The following is a 12099-nucleotide window of genomic DNA, read 5'->3' on the forward strand; positions in this document are numbered from 1 at the left end:
TCATTCACGTCGGGGCGCGCTATGCCGCGCCCACGGAGAGGCATGCGATGCAAATCACCAATAACCGCAGCAAGGCTCGGCCGGAGGGGCTGGCGGAACGTATCTATCTGCAGCTCAAGGACGACATTTTTGATTTTCACCTGCTGCCGGGCGATCGCTTCAGCGAAAACGAAATTGCCGTGCGTATGGACGTCAGCCGTACGCCAGTGCGTCAGGCGTTGTTCTGGCTGGAGCGCGAGGGCTACGTAGAGGTGCATTTTCGCAGCGGCTGGCAGGTGCGGCCGTTCGATTTTGCCTACTTCGAAGAACTGTATGACCTGCGCATCGTGTTGGAGTGCGAAGCGGTAAAACGGCTGTGCGCTCGGCCAATGGGCGAGGTGCCGGGGCAGTTGGCGGCGCTTACCCGTTTTTGGATCGACGAACCGCGGCTGGAGGAGGGAAAAACCGTCTCAGTGCACGACGAGCAGTTTCATATGGCGCTGGTCGAGGCGGCGGGGAATGGAGAAATGGCCCGTATTCACCGCGATTTGACCGAGAAAATTCGCATCATACGTCGGCTCGATTTCACCCAGGAAAGCCGGGTGGAGGCGACCTACAACGAACACGCCGCCATTTTGCGGGCTATCTTGCAACACCGAACCGAGGAGGCGCAAACGCGGCTCAGTCACCATATTGCCGTCAGCAAGGCTGAAGTAAGAAAAATAACTCTGCATATGCTGCATCAGGCCCGGCTTCGTCAGCCATAACCCGGCGTCTTTCGAGCTGCAGCGTTGTTGGCTGCAACTCGAAATTCCTAGGGTTAATTCTTCTTAACAAGGTGGGTTTTCTAACATCAACATCAGGAGTTTGAATTATGCAACGTCGTCACTTTATAAAAGCTTTTGCGTTGTCCGCCACCGTGATCGGCATGGGGATGGCCTGGGGCGTACAGGCCGCCGACACCATCAAGGTCGGTATCCTGAGCTCGCTGTCCGGCACCATGGCGATTTCTGAAACGCCGCTGAAAGACGTGGCGCTGATGACCATCGACGATATCAACGCCAAAGGTGGCGTGTTGGGTAAAAAGCTTGAGCCGGTGGTGGTGGATCCGGCCTCCAACTGGCCGCTGTTCGCCGAGAAGGCGCGTCAGTTGTTGAGTCAGGACAAGGTGGCGGCGGTGTTTGGCTGCTGGACTTCGGTGTCGCGTAAGTCAGTGCTGCCGGTGTTTGAAGAGCTCAACGGCCTGCTGTTTTACCCGGTGCAGTACGAAGGGGAAGAGATGTCGCCGAACGTGTTCTACACCGGTGCCGCGCCTAACCAGCAGGCAATCCCGGCGGTGGAGTATCTGCTGAGTGAAGACGGCGGAGCGGCCAAACGCTTCTTCCTGTTGGGAACCGACTACGTGTATCCGCGCACCACCAACAAGATACTGCGCGCCTTCCTGCATGCGAAAGGGATCCAGGATAAAGACATTGAAGAGGTCTATACGCCGTTCGGTTACAGCGACTATCAGACCATTGTCGCCAACATTAAAAAATTCTCCGCCGGGGGCAAAACGGCGGTGATCTCCACCATCAACGGTGACTCCAACGTCCCCTTCTACAAAGAGCTGGCCAACCAGGGGATCAAGGCTACCGATGTGCCGGTGATTGCCTTCTCGGTCGGTGAAGAAGAGCTGCGCGGTATCGACACCAAACCGCTGGTGGGTAACCTGGCGGCCTGGAACTACTTCGAGTCGGTGGATAATCCGACCAACAAGCAGTTTGTCAGCGAATGGCGAGCCTACGCCAAGGCCCATAACTTGCCGAACTATGCCACCGCCGTGACCAACGACCCGATGGAAGCGACCTATGTCGGTATCCATATGTGGGCGCAGGCGGTTGAGAAGGCCGGAACTACCGACGTTGATAAGGTGCGCGCCGCCATGGCCGGACAGACCTTCGCTGCGCCATCGGGATTTACCCTGACCATGGACGCCACCAACCACCATCTGCATAAGCCGGTGATGATCGGTGAGATTGAAGGCAACGGTCAGTTCAACGTGGTGTGGCAGACCGATGCGCCTGTTCGCGCTCAGCCGTGGAGCCCGTACATTGCCGGCAACGACAAAAAGCCGGATCACCCGGTAAAAGGCGGTCAGTAAAACCCGGTTCCCCCGCTGCGGCGGGGGCAGGCTACGACGCCCCATTGCGACGAGACACCCGATGAAACTTTTCTCTTTAAGCCAACTCAGGCCTCTGTGTTTTCTGCTGTGCTGCCTGCCGATGTTCGCGCAGGCGGGTCCGGCCGATGAATTTGCTACGGCCAATCGCACGCAGCAAGCCAAATTATTACAGGCATGGGCCACCGCGCCGGATGCTTCGCGACTGCCGTTGCTGCAAGCGCTGAAACAAGAAAGTGTGGTGATCGACGACGCCAAACATGCCTTTGTCCAGCAGGGCGAAAATTACCAGCCCTTGTCTGGCAGCGCTGCCCCGGTCGGCACACCGAAGAAGCTGTGGTTGAACAACCGGCTGCGCATCCTGATTGCCAACGCACTGTCTGCGCATCGGCTGGTCAGCGAGGACCCGGCGGTGCGTTTACAGGCGGCGCAGGCCCTGCAGCGCGAGGCGCAAAGCGATCAGTTGCCGCTGCTGACCCAGCGTTTGGCGCTGGAACAAGACAGCCGGGTGCATGAGGCATTGAGCATCGCGCTGGCGAATCTGCAACTGAACGATGCCGATGCCGGGGTACGCCTCAACGCGGTGCGCTTGCTTGGCAGCTCGGGCGATCCTGAAACGCAAACGCGCCTGCAGGCGTTGACGGAGACAGGCCATGAGCCGGACGCCGCGGTACGTGCCGAAGCGATGAAAAGCCTGAGCAGCGTGAAACATCGGCTGATGATCGGTGACCTGATCGGCCAGGCATTTACCGGTCTGTCGCTGGGTTCGATCCTGCTGTTGGCGGCGCTCGGTTTGGCAATCACCTATGGCCTGCTGGGGGTGATCAACATGGCGCACGGCGAAATGCTGATGCTCGGCGCCTATTCGGCTTATCTGGTACAGGGGCTGTTTCAGCAGTTTGCGCCGCAGTGGCTGGCGCTGTATCCGCTGGTGGCGCTGCCAGTGGCGTTCGCCATCACGGCCTGCATCGGCATGGCGCTGGAGCGCACGGTGATCCGCCACCTTTACGGCCGACCGCTGGAAACGCTGTTGGCCACCTGGGGCATTAGCCTGGTGCTGATCCAAGGGGTACGGGTGCTGTTCGGTGCGCAAAACGTGGAGGTCGCAAACCCGGCCTGGCTGTCGGGCGGTATTCAGCTCCTGCCGAATCTGGTGCTGCCGTGGAACCGCATTGCCGTCATCGTGTTTGTGGCGCTGGTCCTGATCCTCACCTGGCTGTTGCTGAATAAAACCCGACTGGGCATGAACGTGCGAGCCGTGACGCAAAACCGCGCCATGGCCGCGTGTTGCGGTGTGCCCACCGGCCGTGTCGATATGCTGGCGTTCGGGTTGGGGTCCGGCATTGCCGGGTTGGGCGGCGTAGCCTTGTCGCAGTTGGGCAACGTCGGGCCCGAGCTGGGGCAGGGTTATATCATCGACTCCTTCCTGGTGGTGGTACTTGGCGGCGTGGGCCAGTTGGCCGGTACGGTGGTGGCGGCTTTTGGCCTCGGCATCCTCAACAAAATTCTCGAACCACAGATTGGCGCCGTGCTGGGTAAAATCCTGATCCTGGCGCTGATTGTCCTGTTTATTCAAAAGCGTCCTCAGGGGCTATTTGCCCTCAAGGGCAGGGTGAATGACTGATGAGCCAACCTTTGACTGTAACCGGGGTGCAAAAGGCCCCCCGGCTGGCGCTCGGCATCGGCGGGGTGGCGTTGCTGACGCTGTTAATCATGCCGTTTCTCGCGCTGTTACCGGCGGATCACCCGCTGGCGATCTCCACCTATACCTTGACGCTGGTAGGCAAAATTCTGTGCTATGCCGTGGTGGCGGTGGCGCTTGATCTGGTGTGGGGCTATGCCGGGTTGTTGTCCCTGGGTCATGGGCTGTTTTTCGCCCTGGGTGGCTATGCCATGGGCATGTACCTGATGCGCCAGGCGGCGGGAGAGGGCCTGCCGAGCTTTATGGCGTTCCTGTCCTGGAGCGAACTGCCCTGGTTTTGGAGCGGCACCCAGTATTTCGCCTGGGCATTGTGCCTGATTGTGCTGGTGCCGGGCGTGCTGGCTTTTGTCTTCGGCTACTTCGCCTTCCGTTCAAAAATCAAAGGCGTCTATTTTTCCATCATGACGCAGGCATTGACCTATGCCGGCATGCTGCTGTTCTTCCGCAACGAAACCGGGTTTGGCGGTAACAACGGCTTTACCGGCTTCACCACGCTGCTGGGTTTTCCGATCACCGCGACTGGCACACGGGTGGCGCTGTTTCTGGCAACGGTGTTGTTGCTGGCGGCCAGTTTGGCGATCGGCTTTGCCCTGGCGCGCAGCAAGTTTGGCCGGGTATTAACCGCGGTGCGCGATGCGGAGAATCGCCTGACGTTTTGCGGCTACGATCCAAAAGGTTTCAAGCTGTTCGTCTGGACGCTGTCGGCGGTGCTGTGCGGCCTGGCCGGGGCGTTATATGTGCCGCAGGTGGGCATTATCAACCCGGGTGAAATGTCGCCGACCAACTCGATCGAGGCCGCCATCTGGGTGGCATTGGGCGGGCGCGGCACCTTGGTGGGGCCGCTGCTCGGTGCCGGTATCGTCAACGGCGCCAAAAGTTGGTTCACCATGGCGATCCCGGAATACTGGCAGTTCTTCCTTGGCCTGATGTTTATCATCGTCACGCTGTTCTTGCCCAAAGGGGTTATCGGCCTGCTACGCAGAGGGAAATCACAATGAATTCGCTGCAAATGACTGACGAGTTGTTCACCCAACCGTTGCCGGCGGATAAACATCGCCAGCAAACCGATCCGGTGCTGTTGCTCGACAAGATCAACGTCAGCTTCGACGGTTTTCGCGCACTGAGCGATTTGTCGCTGCAGATTGGCGTAGGGGAATTGCGCTGTGTGATCGGGCCAAACGGGGCAGGGAAAACCACCTTGATGGATGTGATCACCGGCAAAACCCGGCCGGACAGCGGCAGAGTATTTTACGATCAAACTGTCGATCTGACCGCGTTGGATCCGATGCAGATTGCCCAGGCCGGCATTGGCCGCAAGTTCCAAAAGCCTACGGTGTTTGAGGCACTGACGGTGTTCGAAAATCTTGAGATTGCCCAGAAGGCGAAGAAATCGGTGTGGGCCTGCCTGCGCGCCAGGCTGAGCGGCGAACACCGCGACCGTATCGATGAAATGCTGAAAACCTTGCGGCTGGGCCATGAGCGACATCGGCCCGCCGGACTGCTGTCCCACGGGCAGAAGCAATTTCTTGAGATTGGCATGCTGTTGGTGCAGGAGCCGCACCTGTTGCTGCTCGACGAACCGGCAGCAGGAATGACGGATGCGGAAACCGAGTACACCGCCGAGCTGTTCAGCGCATTGGCGGGCAAGCATTCACTGATGGTGGTAGAGCACGACATGGGCTTTGTCGAAACCATCGCCGATCATGTCACCGTACTGCATCAGGGCCAGGTGCTGGCGGAGGGCTCTTTGGCGCAGGTGCAGGCCAACGAGCAGGTGATTGAAGTCTATTTGGGGCGCTGAGGAACCACTATGTTGCAGGTTAACGAGCTGAATCAATACTACGGCGGCAGCCATATTTTACGCGGCCTGTCGTTTGAGGCCCGCATCGGTGAGGTGACTTGCCTGCTGGGGCGCAACGGCGTGGGGAAAACCACGCTGCTGAAATGCCTGATGGGGCTGATCCCGGTTAAAAGCGGCACCCTCAGTTGGCAGGGAACGGCCCTTAACGGCAAAAAACCGCACCAGCGTGTACAAGCGGGGATCGCCTATGTGCCGCAGGGGCGAGAGATTTTCCCGCGGCTGACGGTAGAGGAAAACTTGCTGATGGGGCTGGCGCGTTTTTCCGGCACCGAGGCACGTAAGGTGCCGGAGCATATTTATGAGTTATTCCCTGTCTTGTTGCAGATGAAAGATCGGCGTGGTGGCGATCTCTCTGGCGGGCAGCAACAGCAGTTAGCGATTGGGCGTGCGCTGGCCTGTCGGCCGCAGTTGTTGATCCTCGACGAGCCGACCGAGGGGATCCAACCTTCGGTGATCAAAGAGATCGGCGCTGTGATCAAGCAGTTGGCAGCAGGTGGCGATATGGCGATCCTGCTGGTAGAGCAGTTCTATGATTTTGCCGCCGAATTGGCAAACAGCTATCTCGTGATGTCGCGTGGCAGCATCATTCAGCGCGGGGCAGGCAGCGCGATGGAGCAGGACGGCGTACGCGGGCTGGTGGCGATATAAACGTGGGGATTACCCAATAAATTGCGTGCGGGTGGGATCCTGGGAGTGATGCAAAACCCTGATGATTCTTACCCAATGGATATCTTCACGAAAATAAATGAGATGCCCAGCGGCTGGCAGAACGCAGAGATCTTGTGCAATCAAGGCTACGTTTCTGCCAAGCTGAGAATGGCTAAGATTATCAAATGCCTTATGAATATGGTTAAGGTAGTCTTCGGCGGCTTGTAATCCATACCGCTCCAGGCCATAGAAATAAATACTTTCCATGTCATCCAGCGCTTTTGGGCGGACGACTATTTTTCTCCGCATCCTTTTGTTTTACTCCGTATTCTTTTCATGAACACATCTCGATCCCACTCTTGGGCATCGCCACTATTTTCACCTTCGGCGATCAAGCGGCGCAGTTCTTCCAGTTTTGATGCAGCTGTACGTTCGCGCAGGGTACGTACCGATTCGCGGATGACCTCACTTGGGGTACGGTAGTCGCCGCTGGCGACCAGGCCTTCGACAAACCCACGCAGTTCTTCACCCAGGTCTACCGTTAACGTTCTGCCCATTGTGCGCCTCCATCAATTATGTCTCTTTTGTAAGATTTGTTCTTACAATATAGTTGCTAAGATACTCCAGGAACTGACCGACTGCAAACCTCGGTCCGTTTGGATAATCGGGGATACACCTAAAATAATTAAGGATAATTATGAACGAAATCAATATCTCACGCCTGTCTTGTATCGTCCTGTCACTGTTCCCGGCCCTGTGGGGGATTTTCAGCCTGCTGAACAATACTGCGGATTTTGCCAATACCGCCCGGCATGCCGTGGGGCCCCTGCTAACTATGCAAAATACCTATCAGGTGCCCGGTCTGATGTGGCGTGCCATCACCGCGCCCTGGGCCGGAATGGTCGGGTTGGCGTTTATTACCCTGCTGGAATCTCTGGCCGGGATCGCGGCAACCTTGGGCATAGTGTTGATGGTGAAACATAGGGGTCACTCTTATGCGACGTTCGCCAGAGGCAAAGCCTGGGCCATGCTGGGTGCGCTATGTGCGATTACAGTATGGGGGATCGGTTTTATGGTGGTCGCCGGCGACTGGTTTATGGCCTGGCAGGCCAAGGAGGATCCGCTGGCGGTGCAGCTGGGTGCCTTACTGTATATGGTGCCCAATACGCTGGCGCTGATGTTGTTGATGCTGCAACGGGACTCGCGATAGGCGCTGAGGGGGCGACATTTTAATAAAACTGCGGCGAAGTTCGCGAAAGTGTTGCCAAATGCTAACCTGCCGCAGTCTGTCACATTTCGTTCATAATTGTGCCATAGCATAATGACTCTTAAATAAATTGATAATAAATCAACAGGTTAAATTTTTTAAGGGAACAGGCATGAGCGATAAACCACAGAATGATTTGCCGCCGTCGGCGCAGGATCAACAGCAGCAACCGAGCAACCCGGCGCGTCGCCGCTTTTTGGCGGGGGCGACGGCATTGGGCGTTGGCGCTTCCATTGCCCCCTTGGCCGGAGCCGCGGCGGAGGGGAACAAAAAAGTGCTGCTAAACGCTTTGCCGCAAAGTGCGCAAAACTCATTGCTGCGGCGCTATGTGAAGAATGTGGTGGTGATTTACGCCGAAAACCGCAGCTTCAACAACCTGTTCGCCAATTTCCCCGGGGTAGAAAAACCGCTGTCGGCGCTCAAGCCGGAGGAGTTCCAGCAGCGCGATCGCGATGGTCAACTGCTGGATACGCTGCCGCCGATCTGGAAAGGCCTGGTGCCGAAGGCTCAGGAAGTCGGGCATGTTAACTACAAAATCGACGAAGATGCGGTTTTTACCACTCAACTGCCGAACCAGCCGTTTGTGCTGACCGGGCCGCAGGGGGAAAACCTGCCGCATGGCGTGGTAACTCGCGATCTGTGGCACGTGTTTTATCAGAACCAGATGCAGATCAACGGCGGCAAAAATGACAAATTCGTCGCCTGGGCCGATTCCGGTGCTCTGACCATGGGCTATTACGGCGATGGCGCATACAACCTGCGGCTATGGACGTTGGCGCAGGAATTTACCCTGTGCGATAACTTCTTCCAGGGGGCGTTTGGCGGCTCGTTCCTCAATCATCAGTATCTGATTTGCGCCCGCCCACCGTTCTACCCCGACGTGCAAAACTCTGTCGCCAAAGACGGCATTGCTCAGCTTGAAAGCGACGACGTGACGGACTGGCGTTTGAAGCCGCTGAGCGATTCGCCGGTCAGCGCTTCATTCGGCATTCCGCTGTTCGGTAAAAGCCTGCTGACGCCGGACGGTTACGCGGTCAATACCATGGCGCCACCGTACTGGCCGTCATGGACGCAGGATGAGAAAGATCCGACGTTGGCGGATGCCACCATGCCCAACGTTATGCCGCCACAGAAACACCCGCACATTGGCGATTTGCTCAGCCAGAAAGGGATCGATTGGGCCTGGTACGCCGGTGGTTGGCAGTACGCGCTGGACAACCGCAAAGATCAGGGTGATTTCCCCGGCGCACCGGATTTTCAGTATCATCATCAACCGTTCAATTACTTTGAAAATCTGGGGCCGTCCAACCCGCAGGCGCGCGAAGCTCATTTGCGTGATGGCGGCATTGGCGATTCAACCGCCGGCAATAAATTCCTGGCGGCGGTGGAAGCGGGCACCTTGCCGCCGGTCGCTTTCTACAAGCCACAGGGCAACCTCAATATGCACGCCGGCTATTCGGATGTCGAAGCCGGAGACCGTCATATTGCCCATATTATCAATAGCCTGCGTAATGGCCCGCAGTGGGATAATAGCGTGGTGGTCATTACATTCGATGAAAACGGCGGCTGGTGGGATCACGTTGCACCGCCGCAGGGGGATCGTTGGGGACCTGGCTCGCGCATTCCAGCGTTGGTGATCTCACCGTTCGCCCGTAAGGGATATGTCGATCACCAAGTGTACGATACCGGATCCATCTTGCGATTCATCAGTCGGGTGTTTGATTTGCCAACGCTGGAAGGGCTGGCAGATCGCGATAAGGCAATGGCGACGCGTGGCCAGAAACCCTTGGGGGATCTGACCGGCACGCTGGAGTTTCCGGGTTAATCTCATGCTTGAGCGCTGGAGTTACAGCGCTTTCGACATATACCAGATGCCGATGGAACCTTGGGCGCTGGTGTAGCAGGTCTCGCCGCAAATGCTCAGCCCCTGACGTTGGTAAAAACGCTGGGCGCTGGTGTTGCGCTTTAGCACCTCCAGCCACAGCGTTGTCTGCCGGCGTTCGAGTGCCCGCTGCTGCACCTGTTCAAAAAAACGCTGGCCATAACCCTGGCCGGCATATTCCGGCAGGAAATAGATTTTCTGCAGTTCTGCGCCCGTCTGTTGAGTGGGCGCCAGCAGGCTGTTGAAGTTCAGCCGTGCATAGCCCACCAGACGCTCGTCTTCATAGCCCAACAGCCAGCACACGTCCGGATCCTGCAGGGTCTGCTCCAGGGCTTCGACCGCAAAGTCCTGAGCCAAAAAAGCATCCAATTCCGCTTTATGGTGCCAAAGTTCGCCAAAATGGGCCTGATAAGTACGAATACCGACGTCACGAACTAGCGCTAAATCATGGCGTAAAGCCTGGCGAATACTGAACATGTAAACCTCTTGATGGATAGGAACAGGGCCGTTGGCGAGGATTTAGGCAATCCAGCGCATACTCAATTTACTCAATATCCGCATACCGGAGGGAGTATGACCGAGAAACAACACACCCATCGTCGACAGGGACATCCATGGCCATGCAGATGCTCACTGCCGATCAGCTACAGCATCTTAAGCCAAGTAAAGGTTCGGCGCGATTCCTGGTAGTTGAAATCGATCCCGATGCTCATCAACCCCAAGGCCAGAGCCACGTCGGTAATAACGCTTTGCGTAAAAAACTGACGTGACCCCGCGGTGGAGCCGAATACGGCGATGCAAATGCTGGAGATTGCGTGGGATAGGGTGACAAAGTCTGCTGGAGTGAAGGTTCCGGTAGCTGCAGTCGACATTGAAAGCGAAGCCAGTGAACCTGACGCTTTAATGGAAACGAGTTATCTATTGCTGTTAGCACGGTATCAGTAACAGATAAAAGCGTTTTAATACATCTATTCGAACTGGCCGATAGCATGGGGATGACGCTTCTGGAGGGGGTTTGAGCACGCCAATATTATCGGTTTAGCGCTTTTCCTCTCCTCTTCCTGATCCTGGCAGAGCCCGATCAGTCCAAATGTTTTGGCGTCTCGCGCCTGAATCCCAGACCGATAATCCGGCCAAACAAATGTGGCAACCAACGGCTGTCGCCTACCCGGGCCATCAGTTTGGAGCTCTCGCCGGCACGGCGTTTTTTCGGCCTGCGCTGGCTCATTTTGATTTGCAGGAACTGAGTGGCTTTGGTGGGGAAGTTGCGGCGTCGCTGTACCTGCTGCAGGTGTTTTAGCTGCAAGCGCTGGCTGCGCAGCGGGGGAATGATCGCGTTGGCGGTCGCGACTGCATCCTGAATCGCCAGATTCACCCCAACGCCACCGATGGGTGACATGGCGTGCGCGGCATCGCCAATGCACAGCACGCCCGGCTTGGCCCACTGATCCAGACGATCGATGCGGATGCTGAGCAGCTTCACCTGTTGCCAACTGACGATCGTTTGCAGGCGATGATCCTGGAACGGTGCCACCTCGGCAATCTGCAGTAAAAAATTCTCCAGCCCGTCTTGTTGGATCGCCTCGAAGCTGCCTTTTTCGATCGAATAGCCACACTGCCAGTATTCACCCCGGTCGATCATGATGAAGTTTTGCTTTGGTCCGGTGTGGCCCATCGACCAGGCCGGATCACTTTCCTGTTTATCGATTTTCATCCACAACACGTCGCGCGGTGAGCCAAAACTGTGGCTGCTGAGAGAAGCCTGTTCACGCACCACCGAGTTGCGTCCGTCGGTACCTATCACCAACTGGCAGCGAACGCGGATCGGCCCTTCCGGCGTGTCCGCCAGCACGCCGCAGACCTGGCCGCGATCGTACAACAGCTGGTGCACCTGCGCGGACTTGATCAGTGTGAATTCGGGAAAGGCGGCGGCCTTTTCTGCCAGAAAGTTGAGAAACTCCCATTGCGGCATAAAGGCGATAAATTTGCAGCGGGTTGGCAAGCGTGTGAAGTCTGCCAGCCGAATGTCACGCCCGGCGATCTCGGCATGCAGCGTTTCCGCACGCTGGTGTGGCAGAGCCAGCAATGCTTCCAGCAGGCCAAGCTGGTGCATGATTTCCAGCGTCGAGGGGTGAATGGTATCGCCGCGAAAATCTCGCAGAAAATCGGCGTGTTTTTCCAGCACCGTCACGTTAATGCCAGCCCGAGCCAACAAATAGCCGAGCATCAGCCCGGCGGGGCCGCCGCCAACGATACAGCAACGGGTGACATAAGGCGTGATCAGGGACTGTGGCATAGCGGTGACCTCAACGAGTCGCATCCTGCAAATCGTTATTGAAAACTTTATTATGATAATGATTATCAATATCAAATAAGGCTGTCAACCCGTAACACTGTGTGGTCAAAGAGTGAAAACCGATTTTTGCCCGTGCTCGCCTGGCGTCAGGCTTTACCTCACCCTGAATGGCAGCCCCGTCGTCACCGGCGGGCAGGGGGAAGAGTATTCCCGAAGGCCTTGCTGAAAGCGGTTGACCCGCGATGCCTGACGCGCCATCTTTATCCATAAATCGGTATTATTTTGATTAATGGTTCTTAAAAA

The 12099-nt window shown here is 56.9% G+C and carries 14 protein-coding genes; 8 read left to right on the forward strand and 6 right to left on the reverse strand.

All coding sequences use genetic code 11. From position 1 onward, the window contains the following. The first annotated feature begins 47 nt into the window (after positions 1–47). The 6 genes from NR114_RS00780 to urtE all read left to right on the forward strand — a co-directional run bounded on the left by NR114_RS00780 (position 48) and on the right by urtE (position 6351). Complete coding sequence (locus NR114_RS00780; RefSeq protein ID WP_046374174.1) at positions 48–746, forward strand: GntR family transcriptional regulator; 699 nt, start codon at positions 48–50, stop codon at positions 744–746. Between the two features lie 107 nt (positions 747–853). Then, on the forward strand, positions 854–2122 hold the full coding sequence (gene urtA / locus NR114_RS00785; protein ID WP_048761411.1) for an urea ABC transporter substrate-binding protein: 1269 nt from the start codon (positions 854–856) through the stop codon (positions 2120–2122). Positions 2123–2183: 61 nt separating this feature from the next. Next, positions 2184–3764 (forward strand): urea ABC transporter permease subunit UrtB, encoded by a 1581-nt coding sequence (gene urtB / locus NR114_RS00790; protein WP_048761414.1) that lies wholly within the window; start codon positions 2184–2186, stop codon positions 3762–3764. Further along, on the forward strand, positions 3764–4840 hold the full coding sequence (gene urtC / locus NR114_RS00795; RefSeq protein WP_174573927.1) for an urea ABC transporter permease subunit UrtC: 1077 nt from the start codon (positions 3764–3766) through the stop codon (positions 4838–4840). The genes urtB and urtC overlap by 1 nt, the downstream gene beginning before the upstream one ends. Then, entirely contained in the window at positions 4837–5643 is an 807-nt protein-coding gene (urtD, locus tag NR114_RS00800) for an urea ABC transporter ATP-binding protein UrtD (protein WP_234529546.1), read from the forward strand. Before urtC ends, urtD begins: the two co-directional genes overlap by 4 nt. A gap of 9 nt (positions 5644–5652) precedes the next feature. Next, positions 5653–6351, forward strand: coding sequence for an urea ABC transporter ATP-binding subunit UrtE (gene urtE / locus NR114_RS00805; RefSeq protein ID WP_048761421.1), 699 nt, complete (start codon positions 5653–5655; stop codon positions 6349–6351). A gap of 9 nt (positions 6352–6360) precedes the next feature. On the opposite strand, the gene NR114_RS00810 is transcribed toward urtE, so the two are convergent. Together NR114_RS00810 and NR114_RS00815 are read right to left on the reverse strand one after the other, a co-directional pair. Then, on the reverse strand, positions 6361–6618 hold the full coding sequence (locus tag NR114_RS00810; RefSeq protein ID WP_234529547.1) for a type II toxin-antitoxin system RelE/ParE family toxin: 258 nt from the start codon (positions 6616–6618) through the stop codon (positions 6361–6363). Between the two features lie 26 nt (positions 6619–6644). Next, the gene (locus NR114_RS00815; RefSeq protein ID WP_048761423.1) at positions 6645–6908 is read right to left on the reverse strand and encodes a type II toxin-antitoxin system ParD family antitoxin; all 264 of its coding nucleotides are present in this window, start codon (positions 6906–6908) and stop codon (positions 6645–6647) included. A gap of 140 nt (positions 6909–7048) precedes the next feature. Between NR114_RS00815 and NR114_RS00820 the strand changes: the two genes are divergently transcribed. Together NR114_RS00820 and acpA are read left to right on the forward strand one after the other, a co-directional pair. After that, positions 7049–7561: a DUF2165 family protein gene (locus NR114_RS00820; protein ID WP_020825849.1), complete on the forward strand. Its 513-nt coding sequence runs from the start codon at positions 7049–7051 to the stop codon at positions 7559–7561. 169 nt (positions 7562–7730) lie between these two features. Next, positions 7731–9443 carry an acid phosphatase gene (gene acpA / locus NR114_RS00825; RefSeq protein ID WP_234529549.1) on the forward strand — a complete coding sequence of 571 codons (1713 nt, stop codon included), beginning with the start codon at positions 7731–7733 and terminating at the stop codon, positions 9441–9443. 21 nt (positions 9444–9464) lie between these two features. Here the strand turns inward: acpA and NR114_RS00830 are convergent, their stop codons facing one another. The 4 genes from NR114_RS00830 to NR114_RS00845 all read right to left on the reverse strand — a co-directional run bounded on the left by NR114_RS00830 (position 9465) and on the right by NR114_RS00845 (position 12064). After that, positions 9465–9977, reverse strand: a complete 513-nt coding sequence (locus NR114_RS00830; RefSeq protein WP_020825851.1) for a GNAT family N-acetyltransferase — start codon at positions 9975–9977, stop codon at positions 9465–9467. A gap of 167 nt (positions 9978–10144) precedes the next feature. Next, positions 10145–10372: a hypothetical protein gene (locus tag NR114_RS00835; RefSeq protein WP_256813876.1), complete on the reverse strand. Its 228-nt coding sequence runs from the start codon at positions 10370–10372 to the stop codon at positions 10145–10147. Between the two features lie 209 nt (positions 10373–10581). Continuing rightward, positions 10582–11796, reverse strand: a complete 1215-nt coding sequence (locus NR114_RS00840) for an FAD-dependent oxidoreductase (protein ID WP_174573931.1) — start codon at positions 11794–11796, stop codon at positions 10582–10584. 10 nt (positions 11797–11806) lie between these two features. Next, a complete protein-coding gene (locus NR114_RS00845) occupies positions 11807–12064 on the reverse strand; it encodes a hypothetical protein (protein WP_234529550.1) in 258 nt (85 codons plus the stop codon). Positions 12065–12099 lie beyond the last annotated feature (35 nt).

The organism is Serratia sp. Ser99, from assembly GCF_024519545.1.
GTDB classification, from domain to species: Bacteria; Pseudomonadota; Gammaproteobacteria; order Enterobacterales; family Enterobacteriaceae; genus Serratia; species Serratia liquefaciens.